The organism is Pseudomonas sp. PDM20 (assembly GCF_014852575.3).
GTDB lineage: Bacteria > Pseudomonadota > Gammaproteobacteria > Pseudomonadales > Pseudomonadaceae > Pseudomonas.
In genome coordinates this window covers 5,379,550-5,401,356 of the sequence record NZ_CM181224.1, presented here as the reverse complement: position 1 = coordinate 5,401,356, position 21,807 = coordinate 5,379,550, and the positions used below count along the sequence as shown (strand labels likewise).

The following is a 21,807-nucleotide window of genomic DNA, read 5'->3' as shown; positions in this document are numbered from 1 at the left end:
CCGTCATGCTTTCCCGTTTCTGTATTGACCGTCCCATCTTCGCGATGGTGTTGTCGCTGATCATCATCATCGCCGGCGGCGTTTCCATCTTCGCCCTGCCGGTAGCGCAGTACCCGGACATCACGCCCATCCAGATCACCGTGACGGCGACCTATCCGGGCGCCGACTCGCAGACCATTGCTTCCACCGTGGCTGCGCCCATCGAGACACAGGTCAACGGTGTCGACAACATGCTGTACATGCAGTCGGTCAGTTCGCCCACCGGGCAGATGACGCTGAACGTGTACTTCGACATCGGCACCGACCCGGACATCGCCCAGGTCCAGGTACAGAACCGCGTCAGTCAAGCGCTGGCGCAGCTTCCGCAGTCCGTTCAGCAGAATGGCGTGAACGTGCAGAAGCGCTCATCCAGCTTCCTCATGCTGCTGGCGATCTACTCGCCGGACGGCAGCTTCGACCAGCAGTACGTGGGCAACTACGCCAACCTCTACGTGCTGGACGCGATCAAGCGCATCCAGGGCGCCAACCAGGCGCAGATCATGGGCGACGCCGACCTCGCGTTGCGTATCTGGCTCAAGCCGGACCGCATGGCTGAATTGGGCATCACCGCGACCGACGTGCAGAACGCGGTCAGCCAGCAGAACCAGCAGTTCGGCGCCGGCAACATCGGCCAGGCGCCGTCCCAGGGGATGATGGAACTGACCTATCCGCTGGTTACGCCAGGGCGCATGAAGACTGCCAAGGAGTTCGAGCAGATCATCCTGCGCGCCGACGCCAATGGCACCGCCATCGTTCGCCTGGGCGACGTGGCCAGTGCCGAGATCGGCCTCAACCAGTACAGCATGCGCTCCGCGCTCAACGGCAAGACGGCGACCATGATCGCGGTCTACCAGCAGGCTGGCTCCAATGCCCTGGAAGTGTCGAAGAACGTGCGCGCGGCGCTGGCGGAAATGTCTACCACCTTCCCCCAGGGCATCGGCTATGCCGTCTCCCTGGATACCACCGAGTTCGTGCGCTCCTCGATCCACGAGGTGGTGGTCACGCTGCTGATCGCCATCGCCCTGGTGGTGCTGGTGGTGTTCATCTTCCTGCAGAGCGTGCGCAGCACCCTGATTCCGGTGGCCGCGGTGGTCGTGGCGGTGATCGGCACCTTCGGCGCGCTGCTGGCGCTGGGCTTTTCGATCAACCTGCTGACCCTCTTTGCCCTGGTGCTCGCCATCGGCATCGTGGTCGACGACGCCATCGTGGTGGTGGAGAACGTCGAGCGGAACATGGAGACGTTCCACCTGAACGCCCACGACGCCACGGTCAAGGCGATGGAGGAGGTGACCGGCCCGGTGATCGCCATCGTGCTGGTGCTCTGCGCGGTGTTCATTCCCGTGGCCTTCGTCAGCGGCACCACCGGCCTGCTGTATCGCCAGTTCGCCTTGACCATCGCCTGCTCGGTGGTCATCTCGGGCTTCGTCGCCCTGTCATTGTCGCCGGCGCTCGCCTCGCTGATCCTCAAGCCGGGCCAGCATGCTCGCTGGAAGGGCTTCCAGTGGTTCAACCGGGCTTTCGACAGGATGACCCATGGCTTCGTCGGTCTGGTTGCCCTGGTCGTGCGGCGCATGGTGCTGGCGCTGGTGCTGTTCGCGGCCATGCTGCTGGGCATCGCTACACTGTTCTCGAAGATTCCCACCAGCTTCGTCCCTGAAGAAGACCAGGGCTATTTGCTGGTCGCGGTGATGATGCCGGACTCGGCCAGCCTGGATCGCACCGAAGCGACTACCGAGCAGGTCGCGGCGATGTTCCGCGAGCATCCTGCCGTGCAGGACGCTTCGGCGATCTCCGGCTACAGCTTCATCGATGGCCAGAACCAGACCAACATGGGCACGGTATTCCTCAATCTGAAGCCTTCGGAGCAGCGCAAGGGGGACGCGATGTCGGCCAATGGCATCATCCGCGCCCTCTACCCCAAGCTGGCGACCATTCCCCAGGCCCGCATCATCCCCATCAACCCGCCGTCGATTCCCGGCCTGGGCACCCAGGGTGGCTTCGAATTCTGGGTGGAGAACCGTGGCAACGGTGATGCGAAGGAACTCCAGGCGGCCACCTGGAAACTCATCGGCGCCGCCGCGAAGCGCCCGGAGCTGTCCGGCCTGATCAGCACCTTCCAGGCCTCGACCCGGCAGATGCGCGTCTCGGTGGACAACGCCAAGGCAGAGACCCTAGGCGTGCCGATGGCCGACGTGTATGGCGCGCTGCAGACCCAGTTCGGTTCGGTCTATATCAGCCAGTACGTGCTGGGCAGTCGGGTATGGCAGGTGATCGTGCAGGGCGATGCGCAATACCGCAGTTCACCGACCGACCTGGGCTACCTCTACGTGCGGCAGAAGGACGGCAAGATGATCCCGCTGTCGGCCCTGGTGAAGACCGAGTTCACCTCCGGGCCGAGCCTGGTGACACGTTTCAACAACTTCCCCGCGGCCAAGATCACCGGCAACGCAGGCCCAGGCTACAGCTCCGGCGATGCCATCAAGGCCATGCAGGAACTGGCCATGCAGGAGTTGCCGCCGGGTTACAGCTTTGCCTGGAGCGGCGAGGCTTTCGAGGAGAACAAGGCGGGCAATACCACGGTGCTGGTGTTCGTCTTCGGCATCATCATGGTCTTCCTGATCCTGGCGGCCCAATACGAGTCCTGGTCGCTGCCGTTGACCGTGCTCAGCGCGGTGCCCTTCGGCATCTTCGGCGCCCTGGTGTCGATCTGGCTGCGCGGTATCTCCAACGACGTGTACTTCCAGATCGGTCTGGTCACGTTGGTGGGGCTGGCGGCGAAGAACGCGATCCTGATCGTCGAGTTCGTCATCCTGCAGCGACAGGCCGGGTTGTCGCCGCTGGATGCGGTGCTCAAGGCGGTCGAGCTGCGCCTGCGGCCGATCATCATGACGTCCCTGGCCTTCATCTTCGGCGCCGTGCCGCTGGCCATCGCCAGCGGAGCCGGGGCCAACTCCCGCCACTCCATCGGCACCGGCATCATCGGCGGCATGATCGCGGCCACCAGCCTGGCGCTGGTATTCGTGCCGCTGTTCTCCTACATCGTCGAACGCTTCAGTGAGCGGCGGGAAAAGTCCAAAGCTTCCGTGACCACGGCAGCGACGCCCAGTGGCGACACTACCCAGGAGGCACACTGATGACTGCCAGAAAACTCTTGTTGGGACTGGCCGTCTCGACCCTGGCCGGCTGCGTGGTCGGCCCCGACTATCAACGCCCCGAGGTCGCCATGCCGGCGGCCTACAGGGCGCACCTGAACTCCACCACGTCCCAGGTCGACGGCCCGTGGTGGGGCCAATTCGGCTCTCCCACCCTGTCGTCGCTGGTCAAGGAAGGGCTGGCGAACAACCTCGATCTGCAGCGCGCTACCGCGCGCATCGAGCAGTTCCGAGGTCAATTGCGCACGGTACGGGCGGGGCTGTTCCCGCAGTTGGGGGTGGGCGCAGGGGCCAAGCGGGCACGGACTGATCAGTTCGTCGGTACGCCGCTGGCTGGGTTCGATGGAGTGGGCAACCAGTACCAGGCGGGCCTCGATGCCAGCTGGGAGATCGACCTCTGGGGCAAGCTGCGTCGCCAGAGCGAAGCGGCAAGCGCGCAATTGCTCGGTGCGCAATACGCCCAGCGCGGCGTGGCGCTGAGCCTGGCCAGTTCGATCAGCGAGGGCTACCTCAACCTGCTGGCACTGGACGAGCAGCTCGTCATCGCCGAGCAGACCGCGCAGGCGCGCAAGGACGCCCTGGACATCTTCCAGAAACGCTATGACCGAGGCGTGATCCGCCAGATCGAACTCAGCCAGGCACAGAACGACTACTGGGCGACCCAGGCGGCGATTCCTCCCCTGAGAGCGAAGATCAGCGCAGCTGAGAACTCGCTGTCGGTGCTGCTCGGTCGAAACCCCGGCCCTATCGTGCGCAATGAACGCCTGTCTTCCCTGCGCGCGCCGAAGGTGCCTGACGTCCTGCCAGCCACCTTGCTGTCGCGACGCCCTGACCTGCTGCAGGCCGAGCAGGCTGTGGTCGCCAGCAACGCGATGGTCGGTGCGGCGCAGGCGCTATACCTGCCGGACCTGAACCTGTCGGGGATGATCGGCTTCAGCCGGGGCGAGAGCGGGCAGTTGTTCGAGAGTGCATCCAGGGTCTGGAACCTGGCCCTGGGGCTCAACCAGACCGTGTTCGATGCCGGGGCAATCTCCGGACAGGTGCTCCAGGCGAAATCCGAGTACCAACAGTCGGTACTCGCCTACAAGCAGGCGGTGCAATCGTCGTTGGCCGATGTGAATGATGCGCTGGTGAGCACGCGGGAGACGGCGGCGCAGCTGACTGCGGTCGAGCAGCAGGTCGGCGCATTGCAGACCTACTCGCTGCAGGCGCGTCGCCTGTACGAGGGGGGATATTCGACGTACCTGGATGTCACCACGGCGGAAGAAAAACTCTTCGACGGGCAGTTGCAGGAGGTAAGCAGCCGCCTGGCTTCGCTGAATGCGTTCAACACGCTGTATCTCTCCGTGGGCGGCGAGGTGGGCGCGGATGCCGCGCTGCTGTTCAAGCCTGTCGCGCTGAAGGGGGGCTAGTTCGATGGCACTGGCAGCTTCCCGCCGCCGCGGGGAGAAAATCCGCATCTTCCGTGGCGATGATGCAGGCGATGCAGAAATCCTCGCGGCGCTACGGGGCGAGGAATTGGCGGTGCGCGGCGATGGCGTTTGCACGTCGCTGTCTCGGCCGCCGATGAAAGGCGTGATGGTGCGTCTTTCTATTCGTGCTCCCCGCTCCATCGAGGTGTTGCGCGACGAGTCGATCGGCAAGTCGAAACTCCCCCGCATCTGACAATCCACCTGCGTAGGCGCCTCTCGGGCGAGAGGCGCCTACGGTAATCAGCTTTGGGGAACGACACGCGCCCCGTTGCCACTCCCCTCGATGTACACCGCCATGCCTTGGCCGAGGTTGGGGTTCACCGGCTGGGTCACCGAGACCAGCACGCCGCTGCGCATGCGCACGATGACCTGCTGGGCTTCCTTGGGTTGGTCGTAAAGTTTCTTTTCCTCGTAGTCGCCACCCAGCGCTCCGCCCATTGCGCCAGCCACCATGGCTACGTCACTGCCCGTTCCGCCGCCAATCAGGCCGCCCAGTACTGCACCACCGATGCCTCCAAGCACGGCACCGACGCCGCTGTCCTGGTTGCTCTGCATTTGCGTCAAGGTGATCTGCTCGATGCGCCCGCTGCGGATTGCTATCTCGCCCGGTCCGCCGTTTCCGGCGTCGACCGTTGCGCAAGCGCTGAGGGAAAGGGCGAGCAGGGCGCTGACGAGCCAGGATGTTGCTGGTTTCATGTCTCTGTACCTCGAGAATTGCAGGCGCGCCCTCATTGGCATGCCTGTTTCCTGAGGTTAAGGGGATGCTTCCGGCGATGCTGCGGGGGTAGGTGAGTACAGGAAATGTCGCGGCAGACTCTAGGATGCTTCCGGCAGAACTGAGACGGGCGCAGTGTCAAGAATGGGCGTGCACGCCGGTCGAGGCATGCGGCAGAGGCTTCACGAGGGGCTCCGTTACTCCCGTCTCTGTCTTGGGCCAGGTCCTGGTGTTTCGTGAGTCAGGGCCTGGCTTTTTTTACGCTCGCGAAGGCCGCTTCACGGATTCCGCTCCACATTCAGCCAATGCTGGAAGCGCTCCACTTTCGACAGGCCCAGCTTGTCGCTGGCGATATCCAGCCAATAGCCGTAGGGGCCGATCACCTCGACCGGGGTGATCGGCAACAGGCTGCCGCTGGCCAGCTCCCTTTCGATCATCTGCCGGTCGATCACCGCCAGCCCACCCCCGGCGAGGGCCGTGTGGATGACCTGGTCCAGGGTGCTGAATTCGATGCCGCTGGCGGCATCGACGTCGCTGCGGCCGACCGCTTCCAGCCAGTTTTCCCAGACCCGCAGACGCTTGCCTTCGTGCAGGATGTGCAGCAGCGGGTGGTCGTGCAGTTCCGGCGGTTGTTCGCCGTCGAACAGCTCCGGGCTTGCCACGGCTATGTGGCGCTCCATCACCAGCAACTCGCTGTGGCAGTGGGGGGCCTGCTCCAGGCCGAAGCGGATGCGGCAATCCAGTTCGCCAGCACTGTCGTCGCCCTGCTGGTTGGTGATGCTCAGGCTGATGTCCGGATAGCGCTTGAGAAAGCTGCGCAGGCGCGGCGACAGCCAGCGTGTCCCCCAGGTCGGTGGCGCGAGGATGCGCAGGCGCTGGCGCAGGTTGGGCACGCGTACGGCCTGCAGGGCGCGCTCCATCTGGTCGAAGGCTTCACCCAGGTGCGGGGCGAGGGCGCTGCCGGCTTCGGTCAGGGTCAGGCCGCGTGGCGTGCGTAGGAAAAGGCTGATTCCGAGGTATTCCTCCAGTTGCTTGATCTGCCGGCTGACGGCTCCCTGGGTGACGTTCAGTGCATCGGCCGCCCGATTGAAACTGCGGTGGCGGGCCACTTCTTCGAAAACGCGGAGCATGGTCAGGGGCGGCAGGTTGCGCATGGCTGGGCCATCCGAAAGTACGCTCAGGGCGCGGGCTTTTTTCGCCGATTCTAACGGTGGCGATGCCTTCGGAATATGCGTTTTTCTCGGGTTTGGACTGCGATTTAGTCGTTTGTGTGGCGGTTCGGCCAAGGGCTAGTTTCGGCCGCGCTCACGCACCGGGGAGCACCGGGCGCGGGCGATTCCAATAACGACAAGAAACCAGCCGAGGCACCTTCAACGTGGCCAGACTCCACCTGCCGTTCCTGCTTCCTGCACTCTTCGCCCTGAGCTCCACTGCCATCGCCGCGCCGGTGACCGACAACCTGGACATCGGCGGCGCCGTGCGCGCGCGCTGGGATCATGACCCGGACCGCGATATCGAGAAGTTCGGCATCGACACCGCGATGCTGCGCGTCACCTACACCTCCGACACCTGGATCGGCGCCGCGCGCTACCGCTGGTACGGCAAGGACTATCCCTACCAGTACACCCAGCACTTCGGTGACGTGAACTTCGCCGAGTACGCCTGGATCGGTTACAAGTTCGATCCGGATCGGCAGATCCAGGTCGGCCTCAACCAGATCCCCTTCGGTCTGCAACCCTTCTTCGGCAGCACCTTCTACGAGACCCTCGGCAACGTCATCGGCCTGGAAGACGTCAACGACGTGGGCGTGAAGTACATCCAGCAGCAGGGCGACTGGAACCTGCAGGTCGGCGCGTATAGCCGCCCCGCCTGGGAGGGCAACGGCACCAGCAACGGCACCACCTATTCCACCGTGGTGACTTCGGCGGATGGCTATGTCGGCGATGGTTCGCGCAACAAGGAGCGGCAGATCCTGGTCGGCCGCCTGGCGCGCTCGCTGCAACTGGGCGATTGGAAATCCGAAGTGGGCTTCTCGGCGCTGACCTCGCGCCTGGAGAACCAGGACACCGACGACAACGGCCGGCGCAACGCCTACGCCATTCACTATGCCGGGCAGAATGGCCCCTGGGGCGTGCAACTGCAGGCAGCGCGCCAGCAGATGTCGCCGCGCAATCCGGGGAGCGACGAAGTAGTCACATTCGGTGGGTACGACGGTACGTTCAACGTCGCCAGTCGCGGTAACCTGTATGTCGGAGACCTGAGCTACAGCATTCCGGGAAGTTTCCTCGATGGTTGGGTCAGCGGCGTGAAGGTCTATGGCAACTACAGCGCCTTCGACAAGTCCGCTGACGACTTCAAGACTTCGCAGCGCTTCATCCTCGGCACCTCCTTCTCGGTGAAGGCGGTGTACATCGCCGTGGAGTGGCTCAACGGTCGCAACGATCCGTACATCGGCGGCAGCAACTACACCCAGAGCCTGGCCGAAGGTGGCACCAGCCACTGGGAGAACCAGCTGTACGCGAATGTCGGCTATTACTTCTGATATTGCGCTGACAAGGCCCGCGCGGCAGAGGCCGCGGGGCAGGGAAGGGTGGGTGAAACGCAAGATTCCGGCGCTCAATGCGCTGAAAGCCTTCGAAGTGGCCGGCAGCACGGGGAGCTTTACCCGTGCGGCCGAGCTGCTCAACGTGACCCAGAGCGCGGTCAGCCGCCAGGTGCGTCAACTGGAGGAACAGCTGGGCGAGAGCCTGCTGGTGCGCCGGCATCATCACCTGGAGCTGACCGAGGCCGGGCGTGTACTGCTGCGTGCGCTGCAACTCTCGTTCGACCGCATCGAGCTGACAGTGCGCGGTATCCAGCAGCGCCACCACCTCAATCGTCTGCGGGTCAACGCGCCGCCCACCTTCGCCCTGCGCTGGCTGTTGCCGCGCCTGTCGCGCCTGCGCGAAGCGCACCCTGACCTGGAAGTGAGCCTGACCACCAACCTGCAGGACAGCCTTGCGCAGAGCAGCACGCTGGATTGCGCGATTCGCTTCGGCAATGGCGAATGGGACGGCCTGGATAGCTCGCTGCTGATGCACGAACGGCACATCGCAGTGTGCGCGCCCAGCCTGCTGGCGCAGCGCGAGGAGCAGGACATCGATCTGCGCAGCATGACTTTGCTGCATGTGCTGGCCCGCGACGACCAGCGCTTCCTGACCTGGCGACACTGGCTGGACGCGGCGAAGATCCAGGGCGTCGACCTGCAGGGTGGCTACGAATTCGACCTGTTGGACATGGCCATCCGCGCGGCCATCGACGGGCTGGGCATCACCATCGCCGACCGGCAGATGGTCGCCCGTGAGCTGGCGGCGGGGCAGTTGGTGCAGATGCTCGACGTCGAGGTGCAGGGGCACCAGTCCTACTGGTGGGTGAGCCGGCCGGAGCAGGAGTTGCCGTCCCACGTCCAGCGTTTCCATGAGTGGTTGCAGCAGGAGGTTTGGATGACCGAGCGCAACCTGGCGGGATCGGGCTCCGTCATCAGTCTTTCCTGAAAGAATCCGTCGTCATTTCCTGTAGGAAGTGGCGACTTTCCTGCGCGCACTAACCTGCGTTTTTTGCATGTTATGGCGGTTTATTAATCGCTTGTCGCGACTCGGGCGCCTGTCGAAACTTCGGCCAACCGATAACGACAAGAGTCACCTCCCTGCCTGCGCCGCGCCGCCTTGCCCGTCGCCTGCATGAGCCAGCCTGCACCTTGTCGTTGCGTGGGGCCGCCACCGGCCCGAAGCCTTGCTTGAACGACAGGACATGACCATGCGTACAGATCGAAACTTCATCGACGGCCGCTTCGCCGACGCCTCCTCCGCCCATATCGCCGTGTTCGACCCGGCGACCGAGCAGCAGGTCGCCCAGGTGCCGGCCGCGACCGAGGCCGATGTGCGCAACGCCGTCGAAGCCGCCGCCCGTGCCCAGCGCAGCTGGGCCCGCCTGCCGGCCATCGAGCGCGGCGAACACCTGCGCCGCTTCGCCGAAGCCCTGGAACGCAACGCCGATCGTATCGGCGCCGCCCTGGCCGCCGAGTCCGGCAAGAGCCTGGCCGACGCCAGCAGCGAAGCCTTCTACGCCGGCCAGATCACCCGCTACCACGCCGAATGGGCGCGTCGCATCGAAGGCGAAGTCATACCCAGCGACTCCACCGACGAAACCATCCTGCTGCAGCGCGAACCGATCGGCGTGGTCGCGGCGCTGATCCCGTTCAACTACCCGGTCTATACCTTCCTGCGCAAGGTCGCGCCGGCGCTGATCACCGGCAACACCGTGGTGGTGCGCCCGAGCAACAACACCCCGACTTCCGCCTTCGAGATCGCCCGTTGCGCCGAGGAAGCCGGCCTGCCCGCAGGCGTGCTGAATGTGCTGACCATGAATCACGACGTCGCCGCCGTGCTCTGCCAGCAGCCGCAGATCGGCCTGATCACCCTGACCGGCAGCGTCGGCGCCGGCCGTATCGTGCTCGACTACTGCAAGGCCAACATTGCCAAGCCGTCCCTGGAACTGGGCGGCAAGACCCCGGCGATCATCGAGGCGGACGCCGACCTGGAGAAGGCCGCCACCGCCATCGTCGCTTCCAAGACCACCCACTGCGGCCAGCTTTGCACTGCCATCGAGCGCGTCTACGTGCAGGCCAGCGTGCATGACCGTTTCCTCGCCCTGCTGCGCGAGAAGATGGCCACCGTGCGCATCGGCAACCGTGCCGAGGACGCCAGCCTGATGGGCCCGCTGCAATACGGCCGCGCCCGTACCGACGTGCACGCCAAGGTCCAGCGCGCGCTGGCCGAAGGCGCCGTGCTGGAGTGCGGCGGCGTGCTGCCCGAGGGCGCCGGCCACTTCTACCCGGCGACCCTGCTCAGCGGCTGCCGCCAGGACATGGAGATTGTCCAGGAGGAAATCTTCGGCCCGGTGCTGCCGGTGCTGTCCTACGAGACCCTTGACGACGCTCTGGCCATGGCCAACGACCACCAGTTCGGCCTGTCCTCGGTGCTGTTCACCGAGAACTACCGCAACGCCATGAAGGTCGCCAACCACATCGAGGCTGGCGAGATCTACATCAACCGCACGCCCGCCGACCCCTACCAGGGCTTCCACGCCGGCTGGAAGCGCTCGGGCCTGGGCGGCGACGACGGCAAGCACGGGATGCTCGAGTTCACCCAGACGCGCCTCGTCGTCCTCAAGTTCTGATTCGCTGATCTGCTGATCCAACCCACGGGGCCCACTGCCTGGGCCCCGATACTCCCACCGCTGTTCCGACCAGTTGCCGGCGACCGAGCCGGCTGCGAGATGCATGATGAAAAAAACAATAAGTGCAGATGCCATGACCATGGCCGTGCCGGCTAACGCCAACCTCACCCGTTACATCCAGCTTGCCCTGCTCGTGCTTGCGGCGGGGGCGATCTATCCCATGCTGTATCTGCGCCAGGTGTACCAGAGCACCATGCTCGAGGCGCTGGCGATCAACAACAGCGAACTGGGCTACCTCTACTCGATCCTCGGCACCGCCTTCCTGCTCAGCTACCTGCCCAGCGGTTGGCTGGCCGACCGGTTGTCGCCGCGCTTCCTGATCAGCTTCTCGCTGATCGGTACCGGCCTGCTGGGCATGTGGTACGCGATGCTGCCGGGCTTCGACACGCTGCTGGTGATCTTCTGCGGCTTCGGCATCACCACCGGCCTGACCTTCTGGGCCGCGCTGATCAAGCGGGTGAAGATGCTCGCCGGCGAAGACGAGCAGGGCCGCTTCTTCGGCGTGCTCGACGGCGGCCGCGGGCTGGTCGAGGCGCTGCTGGCGACCATCGCCATCGCGCTGTTCGCCTACGTCACCGAGACCCGTGGCGAGAAGAACGCCCAGGGCCTGCAACTGGTCATCCATATGTACGCGATCTTCTGCATCGTGCTGGGCGCCGCACTGATGCTGGTGCGTGATCCGCAGAAGAACGGCAAGCAGTCCCGCGCCGAGAAGGGCAACCTGCTGGAAGACTTCCGCACCCTGCTGCGCATCCCCGAACTCTGGCTGGTCACCGCCATCGTCTTCTGCGGCTACCACTTCTTCTGGGCCACCTACAGCTTCTCGGCGTACCTGCAGGAAGGCGGCTTCGGCCTCTCCGCCACCGCTGCCGGCCTGATCACCACCATCAAGCTGTGGATGCGCCCGCTGGGCGGCATCGGCGGCGGCTGGCTGGGTGACCGCTTTACCCGTACCGGCGTGCTGACCTGGGCCATGCTCCTGGCCGCCCTGGGGATGATCGGCCTGATCGTGCTGCCGAGCCTGCATGTGCTCGGCGTGCTGATCTTCCTGGTGATCTTCATCGGCCTGATGACCTACGCCATCCGCGGCCTGTACTGGGCGATCCTCGATGACTGCCACATCCCGCTGCGTGTCACCGGTCTGGCCATCGGCATCATCTCGGTGCTGGGTTACGCCCCGGACGCCTACCTGCCCCTGCTCAACGGCTACATCACCGACCGCTTCCCCGGCTTCGTCGGCTACCAGATCTACTTCTCCTATGTCGTGGTGATGGGCCTGCTGGGCGTGATAGCCACCCTGATCCTGAACAAGCGCATCCAGAAGAGAGCGAAACAAGCATGAAGATCGTCTCCCTCGAAACCCATGTGGTCGCCGTCCCACCGCCCCACGTCGGCGGCATGTACTGGCTGTTCGTCAAGCTGAAGACCGATTGCGGCATCGAAGGCGTCGGCGAGATCTACGCCGCCACCTTCCATCCCCGGGTGATGGTGCCGGCCATCGAGGACGTGTTCGGCCGCTACCTGGAGAACCAGGACCCGCACCACATCGAGCGCTTCTTCCGTCGCGCCTATTCGAGCGGTTTCACCCAGCGCCCCGACCTGACCATGATGGGCATCGTCAGCGGCCTGGAAATGGCCTGCTGGGACATCATCGGCAAGGCCGCGAACAAGCCGGTGTACGAGTTGCTCGGCGGCAAGGTCCACGAGCGCTTGCGCTCCTACACCTACCTGTACCCGAAGAACGCCCAGGGCGAATACGACTACTCCGACCCGGACCTGGCGGCCGAGTGCGCCATCGAGAACATGAAGCTCGGCTTCACCGCGCTGAAGTTCGACCCGGCCGGCCCCTACACCGCGTTCTCCGGCCACCAGGTGTCGCTGGAAGTGCTGGATCGCTGCGAGACGTTCTGCCGCAAGATCCGCGAAGCGGTGGGCAACCAATGCGACCTGCTGTTCGGCACCCACGGGCAGATGGTGCCGTCCTCGGCCATCCGCCTGGCGAAGCGCCTGGAGAAGTACGACCCGCTGTGGTTCGAGGAGCCGATCCCGCCGGGCCAGGAAGATGCCATGGGCCAGGTCGCTGCCAAGACCAGCATCCCGATCGCCACCGGCGAGCGCCTGACCACCAAGTACGAGTTCTTCAAGCTGCTGCAGGCCGGCGGCGCGTCGATCCTGCAGATGAACGTCGGCCGCTGCGGCGGCCTGCTCGAAGGCAAGAAGATCGCCTCCATGGCCGAAGCCTTCTATGCCCAGATCGCCCCGCACCTCTACAACGGCCCCATCGGCGCGGCAGCGAGTTTCCAGCTGGCGGCCTGCACGCCGAACTTCCTGATCCAGGAAAGCATCGGCACCTGGGACGGCTTCCACGCGCAGGTGCTGAAGAAGCCGCTGCAGTGGGAAGACGGCTACATCATCCCGTCCAGCGAGCCCGGCCTTGGCGTCGAGCTGAACATGGACGTGGTCCGCGCCCACAGCCCCTACACCGGCGAGCGCCTGCACCTGCAGATGGGCCCGGACCCCGTCGACGTGAAAGACAACGCACCGGCCAAAGGCTGATGCCGGACCCGTCCTCGTCCTTTTCTTCAAAGAAAGGAGAGGGCGGGGTTCTACCCAATACCGCGGTACGCATTCCATGAAATACGACTACATCATCGTCGGCGCCGGTTCCGCCGGCTGCATCCTCGCCGCCCGCCTGAGCGAATCGGGCGAACACAGCGTCCTGCTGCTGGAGGCCGGCGGCAAGGACAGCTCGCACTGGTTCAGGATCCCGGTGGGCTTCGCCAAGCTCTACTACAACCCGACCTTCAACTGGATGTACTACAGCCAGCCGCAGAAGCAGCTCGCCAACCGCGAACTCTATGCGCCGCGCGGCAAGGTGCAGGGTGGCTCGGGCTCGATCAACGCGATGATCTACGTGCGCGGCCAGGCCCATGACTTCGATGACTGGGCGGCCAACGGCAACGAAGGCTGGTCGTTCAAGGACGTGCTGCCGTACTTCCGCAAGCTGGAATCGCACCCGCTGGGCAACACCGAGTACCACGGCGCCAACGGTCCGATCCGGATCACGCCCATGAAGGGGCACACCCACCCGATCTGCGACCGCTTCCTCGAAGGCTGCCAGGAGCTGGGCTACCCGCTGAGCGAGGACTTCAACGGCAAGGACTTCGAAGGCGCCGGTCTCTACGACGTCAACACGAAGAATGGCCAGCGCTGTTCCAGCAGCTTCGCCTACCTGCACCCGGCGCAGAACCGAACCAGCCTCACCATCGAGCGCAACGCGCTGGTGGAGCGCGTGCTGTTCGACGAGAACAAGCGCGCCATCGGCGTGAGCGTGAAGCAGAGCGGCGTGCAGCGGGAATTCCATGCCCAGCGCGAAGTCATCCTCGCCGCCGGCGCGGTGGATTCGCCCAAGCTGCTGCAGCTGTCCGGCGTCGCCGACCGCGAGCTGCTGGACGAGCACAAGATTGCGCAGGTCCACGAGCTGTCGGCAGTGGGCAAGAACCTGCAGGACCACCTCTGCGTCAGTTACTACTACAAGGCTAATATCCGCACCCTGAACGACGACTTCGGCTCGCTGTTCGGCCAGGCCAGGCTGGGCCTTGAATACCTGCTGACCCGCAAGGGCCCGCTGTCGATGAGCGTGAACCAGAGCGGCGGCTTCTTCCGCAGCGACGACGCGCTGGAACACCCGAACCTGCAGCTGTACTTCAATCCGCTGTCTTACCAGATTCCCAAGAGCAACAAGGCCAGCCTGAAACCCGAGCCGTATTCGGGCTTCCTGCTCTGCTTCAACCCGTGCCGGCCGACCAGCCGCGGGGAAATCCGCATTGCCTCGAAGAACCCGGCCGATGCCGCACTGATCGACCCGAACTACCTGAGCACGCAGAAGGACATCGACGAGGCCATCCAGGGCAGCCACCTGATCCGCAAGATCATGAACGCGCCGGCGCTGAAGAAAATCACCGTCGAGGAAGTGTTGCCGGGCCCGGCCACCCAGTCCGACGAGCAGATGCTGCAGTATTTCCGCGAGAACTGCGGCTCGATCTACCACCTGTGCGGCAGCTGCGCCATGGGCAGCGACCCGCAGACCTCGGTGGTGGACAACCGCCTGCGCGTGCATGGCCTCAAGGGGCTGCGCGTGGTCGATGCGTCGATCTTCCCCAACGTCACCTCCGGCAACACCAACGCCGCGGTGATGATGGTGGCGGAGAAGGGCGCCGACCTGATCCTCGAGGACGCCCGTCAGGTCGCCGAGCAGCGCCCGAGCACCAGGCCCGCGCAGCGCGTGGCGGTGTAGTAGCGGCGTATTACCCGCTGCCTGCGTGACTGACTAAGCTCTCCCGCATGCCCGGCCACCATGGCCGGGCCCTGCCGGGAGGATGCCCCAGATGGCCGCGAAGAAGATCCTGATGCTGGTCGGCGACTACGCCGAAGACTACGAAACCATGGTGCCGTTCCAGGCCCTGCTGATGGTCGGGCACACCGTCCATGCCGTCTGCCCGGACAAGAAGGCCGGCCAGAGCATCCGTACCGCCATCCACGATTTCGAAGGCGACCAGACCTACAGCGAGAAGCCCGGTCACAACTTCGCCCTTAATGCCAACTTCGCCGATGTGCGCGCCGAAGACTATGACGCGCTGCTGATCCCCGGCGGCCGCGCCCCCGAGTACCTGCGCCTGAACGCGAAAGTGATCGAACTGGTGAAAGCCTTCGACGCCGCGAAAAAGCCCATCGCCGCTGTCTGCCACGGTGCCCAGCTGCTGGCCGCTGCCGGTGTGCTCAAGGGCCGCGCCTGCAGCGCCTACCCGGCCTGCGGCCCGGAAGTGACGCTGGCCGGTGGCGAGTACGTGGACATCCCAGTGGACGCGGCCCATGTCGACGGCAACCTGGTCACCGCCCCGGCCTGGCCGGCGCACCCCGCCTGGCTGGCGAAATTCCTCGACGTGCTGGGCACGAAGATCAGCCTGTAAACTGGCCCGACATCGAAGCTGGAGCAGCCGTCCATGTGCGAACTCTACGTAAAGGCCGACCCGATTCTCTACGAGTCGCGTTCGCGCTCGCTGCGCATCCGTGGCGTGGTCACCACGCTGCGCCTGGAGAACCAGTTCTGGGACATCCTGCGCGAGATTGCCGAAGCGGACGGCATGACCACCAACCAGCTGATCACCAAGCTCTACGACGAGGTGATGGACTACCGCGGGGAGGTGGTGAACTTCGCCTCCTTCCTGCGCGTGAGCTGCACGCGCTTCCTCGCCCAGCGCCGCGACAAGGTGACGGAACTGAGCCTGGTAGCGCGCAGCGCGTCCTGATTCGGCCTTTGCTCACGGCCTTTGCCGAATAGTCCGATCCCGGAGGTCGGTGCGGTCTTTCTAGACTGCGCCGTTGCCAGATTCCGGGAGTGTCCCATGCCATCCAGTACCCGCTCGCTTTTCCTCTGCGCCTTGCTGGCGGGAGGCATGGTCGGCCTGTCGATCGCAGAGCCCAGCTCCGCGGAGCGCGAAGCCATCACGGCCTATCAGCAGAATGCCTTCGTCGAGCAACTGCGCGACATCCAGGAGTCCGCCGGCTTTGCCGTGCCCGTCGAAGTGGACTGGGAGAGCATCGCCCTGCCGGGGCAGGCCGCTCACTATGGGGCCGAGGATTATTGGACCAACGTGTACTTCGTGCCGCTGGCCGAGGCGCTGGAGATGCTGACCTCCTACGACCAGGGCAAGCAGGCGGTACAAGGCAAGCTGAAACGTGTCGTGGTGCGCTACGACGCCAGTCGCGCCCCAGCGGACGGCTACCGCGACAAGGTAGCCCTGGACGCGGGAGTGCTCCGCATCAATTTCAAGCCTGCTTCGGCGGCCGAGGAAATCGAGGAGCGCACCGAGGCCATCCAGTCCGCTCTGGAAACCGCCCTCTGACAGCGAGCGGCCAGACATGAAAAAGCCCGGCACTTGGCCGGGCTTTTTCATGGAGCGGTCATGCAGTGATCACTGCACTTCCACTGCCAGGCTCTCGGCGATCTTCTTCTGCCAGATGGCCGGGCCGGTGATGTGCACCGACTCGCCATTGGTGTCGACCGCAACGGTCACCGGCATGTCTTTGACTTCGAACTCGTAGATCGCTTCCATGCCCAGTTCGGCGAAGGCGAGGACCTTGGACTTCTTGATCGCCTGGGCGACCAGATAGGCGGCGCCGCCCACGGCCATCAGGTAGACGGCCTTGTTGTCCTTGATTGCCTCGATGGCGATCGGGCCGCGCTCGGACTTGCCGATCATGCCCAGCAGGCCAGTGGTCTCGAGGATCTGGCGGGTGAACTTGTCCATCCGGGTCGCGGTGGTCGGGCCGGCTGGGCCAACCACTTCGTCACCGACCGGATCGACCGGGCCGACGTAATAGATGAAGCGGCCCTTGAGGTCCACCGGCAGCTCTTCGCCCTTGTTCAGCATGTCGACCATGCGCTTGTGCGCGGCGTCGCGGCCGGTGAGCATCTTGCCGTTGAGCAGGATGGTCTCGCCCGGCTTCCAGCTCTGCACTTCTTCCGGGGTGATGCTGTCGAGGTTGACGCGGCGCGCGGACGGGCCGGCTTCCCAGACGATTTCCGGGTACGCGTCCAGGGACGGCGCTTCCAGTTCGGCCGGGCCCGAGCCGTCGAGCACGAAGTGTGCGTGACGGGTGGCGGCGCAGTTGGGGATCATGCAGACCGGCAGCGAGGCGGCGTGGGTCGGGTAGTCCATGATCTTCACGTCGAGCACGGTGGTCAGGCCGCCCAGGCCCTGGGCGCCGATGCCCAGCTGGTTGACCTTCTCGAACAGCTCGAGGCGCATTTCCTCGATCTTGTTCTGCGGACCGCGAGCCTTCAGTTCATGGATGTCGATCTCGTCCATCAGGACTTCCTTCGCCATCACCGCGGCCTTCTCGGCGGTACCGCCGATGCCGATGCCGAGCATGCCCGGCGGGCACCAGCCGGCGCCCATGGTCGGAACGGTCTTCAGGACCCAGTCGACGATCGAGTCGGACGGGTTGAGCATGGCCATCTTCGACTTGTTCTCGGAGCCGCCGCCCTTGGCTGCGACGTCCACTTCCACGGTGTTGCCGGGGACGATGGAGTAGTGGATCACCGCCGGGGTGTTGTCCTTGGTGTTCTTACGCGCGCCGGCCGGGTCGGCCAGGATGGAGGCGCGCAGGACGTTCTCCGGCAGGTTGTAGGCGCGACGCACGCCTTCGTTGATCATGTCGTCAACGCTCATGGTGGCGCCGGCCCAGCTCACTTCCATGCCGACGCGGACGAACACGGTGACGATACCGGTGTCCTGGCAGATCGGGCGATGACCAGTGGCGCACATGCGCGAGTTGATCAGGATCTGCGCCATCGAGTCCCGGGCAGCCGGCGATTCTTCGCGCAGGTAGGCCTCATGCATGGCCTGGATGAAGTCAACCGGGTGGTAGTAGGAGATGAACTGCAGGGCATCGGCGACGCTCTGGATCAGGTCGTCTTGCTTGATCACGGCCATGGAGCACGGTCCTCTTCAGGCAGGAAAGTCAGGCGGGTAAGACAGGCTCTCGCCTGTTACATCGGGGTTTCGCCGACACGGCTGCGGCGAAAAAAGGCGCCATAGTATAGCGCTGCGGCCGCTTGCCGCGCACTCGCCAGTGATCCGACCTTGGTCCCAGATAGCCCGCTGCTGTTCTGAAAGAGATCGCTGACCGCCCACATTCCGATCGGCTAGGCACTGGGGCGCTTTGATAGTAGAGTGAAGGCCAGGTGCCATTACGGGACGGAGCCCCATGAGCACGCTGAAACCACCTCTGAAGCAGCACGCCTTACAAAAACTACTCATCAGGCGATTCGGCATGGCCCTCGGGACCTATGCGCTGGCGCTTCTGTTGTTGTGGTTGGCCGTTTTCGGCGAGTTCTACCGCGCCCCCGTCAGCTTCGCCCTGACCTGCACGCTGCTGGTCGCCGGCAGCCAGCTGGTGTTCGCCTGGCTGTTCTTCAGCGGGCGCAACCAGCGTTTCACCGACCCGAGCATGACCGAGCCGCAGGTGCTGGTGGCGCTGGTCTGGAACACCCTGTTCCTGGCCAACGTCGATACTGCGCGCGGCACGCTGATGGTGCTCTATGTGCTGATCCTGCTGTTCGGCGTGTTCCAGTTGCAGCCAAGGGTATTCGCCCGCTGCGCCGCGCTGGCCTTCATTGCCTTCGCTGGCCTGAACCTCCACGAAGCCTTCCAGCAGCGCCTGCAACTGCCGGCCCAGGCGGTCCTGCAACTGCTGGTGCTGTTCATCGTGCTTACCTGGCTGAGCCTGTTCGCCGGTTACGTGCAGTCGTTGCGCCAGCGCATGCGCCAGCGCCGCTATGCACTGCAGGCGCACCAGGACACCCTGCGCGGCATGATGCGCCAGCTCGAAGACCTGGTGGCCACCGACGAGCTCACCGGGCTGTTCAACCGCCGGCACTTCATCCGCCTGGCCGGTCGTGCGCTGGAAGAAATGCACCCCGGCCAGCGCCACGGCCTGGCGCTGATCGACCTGGACCACTTCAAGCGCATCAACGATGTCCACGGCCATGCCGCCGGTGACCGCGTGCTGCAGACCTTCGCCGCCGTGGCGCGGGCCTGCCTGCGCGAAGGTGACGTGCTGGCGCGCTACGGCGGCGAAGAGTTCGTCCTGCTGCTGCCCAACGCCGACGCCGATCGCCTGACCACCTGCTGCGAACGCCTGCGGATGGCCTATTCGGCGGCGGAACCGGTGGGCGTGAACATCGAATCCCTGAGCCTGTCGGCGGGGATGACCCTGCTCGACGCCAACGACGATCTCGACGAGGCCTTGCAACGGGCCGACCAGGCGCTCTACCGTGCGAAACGCAGCGGACGCAACCGCTGCGATGCCGCATGGGAGTGGACGCGTGCCTGAGATACAGGCCGGATCGCAACGCTTTTCGGTCAGCCCCGGAGTCAACCTGCTCGATGCCCTGCGCGGCGCCGGCATCGCCGTGCCTTACAGCTGCCGGGCCGGCAGTTGCCACGCCTGCCTGGTGCGCTGCACCCGTGGCGACGTGCTGGATGCCTTGCCCGAGGCGCTGGATGCCGTGCGCCGCGCGGAGGGCTGGCGACTGTCCTGCCAGTGCCGGGTGATCGAGGACCTCTCGGTGGAAACCTTCGACCCGCAGCGCGATGGCCTGCCCGCCACGGTCACTGAACTGGACTGGCCGGCGCCGGACGTGCTGCGCTTGCGCCTCACCCCGCAACGCCCGCTGCGCTACAGCGCCGGTCAGCACCTGATACTCTGGAGCGCCGAAGGCGTCGCGCGGCCCTATTCCCTGGCCAGCGTGCCGGGCCTCGACCCCTGGCTCGAATTCCACATCGACTGCCGCGAGCGTGGCGCCTTCGCCGATTTCGCCCGTGGCCTGAAGGTCGGCGACAGCCTGCGCCTGGGCGAGCTGCGCGGCGGCGCACTGCACTACGACCCGGAATGGCATGAGCGACCGCTGCTGCTGATGGCTTCGGGCACCGGCCTGGCGCCGCTCTGGGGCGTCCTGCGCGAAGCGCTGCGGCAGCATCACAGCGGGCCGATCCGCGTCATTCACCAGGCTCATGACCACGCCGGCCATTATCTGGCCGAGCCCCTGCAATCCCTGGCTGCCAGCCACCCTGAGCTGGACGTGACGCTGATGACCACGGCCGAGTCGGCCGAGGTTTTGGCGCAACTCCGGCTTGTTTCGCGGCGAACCCTCGCCTTACTCTGCGGCCATCCTGCCAGCGTCGATGCCTTCGCCCGCCGCCTTTACCTCTGCGGCGTGCCCCGTGGCCAGACGCTGGCCGACCTGTACCTGCCCCACGCCTGAGAGCCATTTGAACACCTGCTGCGCGTCGGCATGACTGCGTTGGAACCAGGCTCGTGCGCGAGTCCGATGAAAATGCTTATTTACGCGATGTAAACTCCGCTTTTTCAGCCTGGTTCCACCTTGTTCTGCTCTAGCTCGCGAGGTGTTGAAAAGGCTCTGAAGCGGTCCCACCCTTCAATAAGAACAAGGAATTGCCATGAGCGAACAGATTCTCGTCGAGCGCGAAGAGGGCCTGCTGACCCTGCGCCTGAACCGTCCGGACAAGATGAACGCGCTGACCCGCAGTATGTATGCCGGTCTCGCCGATGCCCTGGAAGCGGCGCAGGAGGATCGTTCGGTGCGCGTGGTGCTGATCACCGGCAACGCCGAGTGCTTCACCAGCGGCAACGACATCGTCGACTTCCTCCAGGAGCCGCCGAGCGGCCCGGACAGCGCGGTGTTCCGCTTCATGCGCGCGCTGATGGAATTCACCAAGCCGGTGGTCGCCGCCGTCGCCGGCCCGGCCGTGGGCATCGGCACCACGCTGCTGCTGCACTGCGACCAGGTGTTCATCGCCAGGAGCGCCAAGCTGAAGATGCCCTTCGTCAACCTGGGCCTGTGCCCGGAGTTCGGTTCCAGCTTCCTGGTGCCGCGACTGGTCGGCCCGGTGAAGGCTTCCAGCCTGCTGTTGCGCGGCGAAGGTTTCACCGGCGAGCAGGCCGTGGCCTACGGCATCGCCAATGAGTCGCTGGCAGACGGCGCGGCTGCGCTGGAGCGTGCCCGCGAGGTTTGCCAGGCCTTCCAGCAACTGCCGCCGGCCGCGGTGGCGCTGAGCAAGCGCCTGCTGAAAGCGCCCTTCATTGAGGAACTGCGTCGCGTGGTGGCGGAGGAAGGCCAGCACTTCGTGCAGCGCCTGCATTCGCCGGAAGCCCACGAAGCGCTGAGCGCCTTCACCCAGCGCCGCCAGCCGGATTTCTCCAAGTTCCTCTGAGCGGCTCGCTCACGGCGTACAACCGCGAGCGGTTGTACGCCCCGCTTATGTAGGATGGGTATCGCTGCGCTCCACGCCATCCTGCGTCGTGCCCTGGGTCACTCTGGTAGGGCGAATAACGCGCCAGCGTTATCCGCCGTGGGATGGCCGGGTTGCCCACACAATCTGTGGAACGCGCTGTGGATAAGCTCTGGGGCAACCAAGCTAGCCCACGCCAGCCGTGGCCTGCAGGGGATTGAGCGGTATTTGAGCGATACCCGGCAGGTTGCCCACATAAGGTGTGGAAGGTGCTGTGGATAAGCTTGGGGCCAAGGTGCCGAAGCCGCATGGCGCCGGGCTTTCAGCCGATT

The 21,807-nt window shown here is 65.0% G+C and carries 18 protein-coding genes; 15 read left to right on the top strand and 3 right to left on the bottom strand.

What is annotated here, in order from left to right:
- The first annotated feature begins 5 nt into the window (after positions 1 to 5).
- The 3 genes from IB261_RS24865 to IB261_RS24855 are packed head-to-tail and all read left to right on the top strand — an operon-like array spanning position 6 to position 4,856.
- A complete protein-coding gene (locus IB261_RS24865) occupies positions 6 to 3,173 on the top strand; it encodes an efflux RND transporter permease subunit (protein WP_192380944.1) in 3,168 nt (1,055 codons plus the stop codon).
- A complete protein-coding gene (locus tag IB261_RS24860; protein ID WP_192380945.1) occupies positions 3,173 to 4,603 on the top strand; it encodes an efflux transporter outer membrane subunit in 1,431 nt (476 codons plus the stop codon). Before IB261_RS24865 ends, IB261_RS24860 begins: the two co-directional genes overlap by 1 nt.
- 4 nt (positions 4,604 to 4,607) lie before the next feature.
- The gene (locus IB261_RS24855; RefSeq protein ID WP_192380946.1) at positions 4,608 to 4,856 is read left to right on the top strand and encodes a hypothetical protein; all 249 of its coding nucleotides are present in this window, start codon (positions 4,608 to 4,610) and stop codon (positions 4,854 to 4,856) included.
- Positions 4,857 to 4,903: 47 nt separating this feature from the next.
- On the opposite strand, the gene IB261_RS24850 is transcribed toward IB261_RS24855, so the two are convergent.
- Together IB261_RS24850 and IB261_RS24845 are read right to left on the bottom strand one after the other, a co-directional pair.
- On the bottom strand, positions 4,904 to 5,359 hold the full coding sequence (locus IB261_RS24850; RefSeq protein ID WP_151188276.1) for a hypothetical protein: 456 nt from the start codon (positions 5,357 to 5,359) through the stop codon (positions 4,904 to 4,906).
- A 297-nt stretch (positions 5,360 to 5,656) separates the two neighbouring features.
- On the bottom strand, positions 5,657 to 6,532 hold the full coding sequence (locus IB261_RS24845) for a LysR substrate-binding domain-containing protein (RefSeq protein ID WP_192209873.1): 876 nt from the start codon (positions 6,530 to 6,532) through the stop codon (positions 5,657 to 5,659).
- A gap of 236 nt (positions 6,533 to 6,768) precedes the next feature.
- Between IB261_RS24845 and IB261_RS24840 the strand changes: the two genes are divergently transcribed.
- The 9 genes from IB261_RS24840 (at position 6,769) to IB261_RS24800 (ending at position 16,561) form a co-directional block, all read left to right on the top strand.
- A complete protein-coding gene (locus IB261_RS24840) occupies positions 6,769 to 7,920 on the top strand; it encodes a putative porin (protein WP_225594712.1) in 1,152 nt (383 codons plus the stop codon).
- A 52-nt stretch (positions 7,921 to 7,972) separates the two neighbouring features.
- Complete coding sequence (locus tag IB261_RS24835; RefSeq protein WP_081516333.1) at positions 7,973 to 8,911, top strand: LysR substrate-binding domain-containing protein; 939 nt, start codon at positions 7,973 to 7,975, stop codon at positions 8,909 to 8,911.
- Positions 8,912 to 9,173: 262 nt separating this feature from the next.
- Positions 9,174 to 10,595, top strand: coding sequence for an aldehyde dehydrogenase (gene aldA / locus IB261_RS24830; RefSeq protein WP_192380947.1), 1,422 nt, complete (start codon positions 9,174 to 9,176; stop codon positions 10,593 to 10,595).
- Between the two features lie 106 nt (positions 10,596 to 10,701).
- Positions 10,702 to 11,997, top strand: coding sequence for an MFS transporter (locus IB261_RS24825; RefSeq protein WP_225605900.1), 1,296 nt, complete (start codon positions 10,702 to 10,704; stop codon positions 11,995 to 11,997).
- The gene (locus tag IB261_RS24820) at positions 11,994 to 13,211 is read left to right on the top strand and encodes a mandelate racemase/muconate lactonizing enzyme family protein (RefSeq protein WP_081516332.1); all 1,218 of its coding nucleotides are present in this window, start codon (positions 11,994 to 11,996) and stop codon (positions 13,209 to 13,211) included. Before IB261_RS24825 ends, IB261_RS24820 begins: the two co-directional genes overlap by 4 nt.
- A 76-nt stretch (positions 13,212 to 13,287) precedes the next feature.
- On the top strand, positions 13,288 to 14,952 hold the full coding sequence (locus tag IB261_RS24815; protein WP_192380948.1) for a GMC family oxidoreductase: 1,665 nt from the start codon (positions 13,288 to 13,290) through the stop codon (positions 14,950 to 14,952).
- A 91-nt stretch (positions 14,953 to 15,043) separates the two neighbouring features.
- Complete coding sequence (locus IB261_RS24810; RefSeq protein ID WP_138216007.1) at positions 15,044 to 15,625, top strand: DJ-1/PfpI family protein; 582 nt, start codon at positions 15,044 to 15,046, stop codon at positions 15,623 to 15,625.
- Between the two features lie 33 nt (positions 15,626 to 15,658).
- A complete protein-coding gene (locus IB261_RS24805; RefSeq protein ID WP_192380949.1) occupies positions 15,659 to 15,964 on the top strand; it encodes a ribbon-helix-helix domain-containing protein in 306 nt (101 codons plus the stop codon).
- Positions 15,965 to 16,060: 96 nt separating this feature from the next.
- The gene (locus IB261_RS24800; protein WP_081516328.1) at positions 16,061 to 16,561 is read left to right on the top strand and encodes a hypothetical protein; all 501 of its coding nucleotides are present in this window, start codon (positions 16,061 to 16,063) and stop codon (positions 16,559 to 16,561) included.
- A gap of 69 nt (positions 16,562 to 16,630) precedes the next feature.
- Here IB261_RS24800 and IB261_RS24795 read toward each other — a convergent pair whose 3' ends face one another.
- On the bottom strand, positions 16,631 to 18,154 hold the full coding sequence (locus IB261_RS24795) for a fumarate hydratase (protein WP_081516327.1): 1,524 nt from the start codon (positions 18,152 to 18,154) through the stop codon (positions 16,631 to 16,633).
- A gap of 274 nt (positions 18,155 to 18,428) precedes the next feature.
- On the opposite strand from IB261_RS24795, the gene IB261_RS24790 reads away from it, so the two are divergent.
- From IB261_RS24790 to IB261_RS24780, 3 genes are all read left to right on the top strand, one after another.
- Positions 18,429 to 19,556, top strand: a complete 1,128-nt coding sequence (locus IB261_RS24790) for a GGDEF domain-containing protein (RefSeq protein ID WP_192380950.1) — start codon at positions 18,429 to 18,431, stop codon at positions 19,554 to 19,556.
- Complete coding sequence (locus tag IB261_RS24785) at positions 19,549 to 20,487, top strand: iron-sulfur-binding ferredoxin reductase (RefSeq protein ID WP_192380951.1); 939 nt, start codon at positions 19,549 to 19,551, stop codon at positions 20,485 to 20,487. Before IB261_RS24790 ends, IB261_RS24785 begins: the two co-directional genes overlap by 8 nt.
- A 196-nt stretch (positions 20,488 to 20,683) precedes the next feature.
- Positions 20,684 to 21,457 carry an enoyl-CoA hydratase-related protein gene (locus IB261_RS24780; protein WP_192380952.1) on the top strand — a complete coding sequence of 258 codons (774 nt, stop codon included), beginning with the start codon at positions 20,684 to 20,686 and terminating at the stop codon, positions 21,455 to 21,457.
- Positions 21,458 to 21,807 lie beyond the last annotated feature (350 nt).

What these genes read in the sequence shown, in the direction of transcription:
- IB261_RS24780 (WP_192380952.1), top strand. Translation starts at nt 20,684, where the DNA reads ATGAGCGAACAGATTCTCGTCGAGCGCGAAGAGGGCCTGCTGACCCTG.
- IB261_RS24810 (WP_138216007.1), top strand. Translation starts at nt 15,044, where the DNA reads ATGGCCGCGAAGAAGATCCTGATGCTGGTCGGCGACTACGCCGAAGAC.
- IB261_RS24820 (WP_081516332.1), top strand. Translation starts at nt 11,994, where the DNA reads ATGAAGATCGTCTCCCTCGAAACCCATGTGGTCGCCGTCCCACCGCCC.
- IB261_RS24790 (WP_192380950.1), top strand. Translation starts at nt 18,429, where the DNA reads ATGAGCACGCTGAAACCACCTCTGAAGCAGCACGCCTTACAAAAACTA.
- IB261_RS24845 (WP_192209873.1), bottom strand. Translation starts at nt 6,532, where the DNA reads ATGCGCAACCTGCCGCCCCTGACCATGCTCCGCGTTTTCGAAGAAGTG.
- IB261_RS24860 (WP_192380945.1), top strand. Translation starts at nt 3,173, where the DNA reads ATGACTGCCAGAAAACTCTTGTTGGGACTGGCCGTCTCGACCCTGGCC.
- aldA (WP_192380947.1), top strand. Translation starts at nt 9,174, where the DNA reads ATGCGTACAGATCGAAACTTCATCGACGGCCGCTTCGCCGACGCCTCC.
- IB261_RS24815 (WP_192380948.1), top strand. Translation starts at nt 13,288, where the DNA reads ATGAAATACGACTACATCATCGTCGGCGCCGGTTCCGCCGGCTGCATC.
- IB261_RS24795 (WP_081516327.1), bottom strand. Translation starts at nt 18,154, where the DNA reads ATGGCCGTGATCAAGCAAGACGACCTGATCCAGAGCGTCGCCGATGCC.
- IB261_RS24800 (WP_081516328.1), top strand. Translation starts at nt 16,061, where the DNA reads ATGCCATCCAGTACCCGCTCGCTTTTCCTCTGCGCCTTGCTGGCGGGA.
- IB261_RS24855 (WP_192380946.1), top strand. Translation starts at nt 4,608, where the DNA reads ATGGCACTGGCAGCTTCCCGCCGCCGCGGGGAGAAAATCCGCATCTTC.
- IB261_RS24825 (WP_225605900.1), top strand. Translation starts at nt 10,702, where the DNA reads ATGAAAAAAACAATAAGTGCAGATGCCATGACCATGGCCGTGCCGGCT.
- IB261_RS24850 (WP_151188276.1), bottom strand. Translation starts at nt 5,359, where the DNA reads ATGAAACCAGCAACATCCTGGCTCGTCAGCGCCCTGCTCGCCCTTTCC.
- IB261_RS24805 (WP_192380949.1), top strand. Translation starts at nt 15,659, where the DNA reads ATGTGCGAACTCTACGTAAAGGCCGACCCGATTCTCTACGAGTCGCGT.
- IB261_RS24865 (WP_192380944.1), top strand. Translation starts at nt 6, where the DNA reads ATGCTTTCCCGTTTCTGTATTGACCGTCCCATCTTCGCGATGGTGTTG.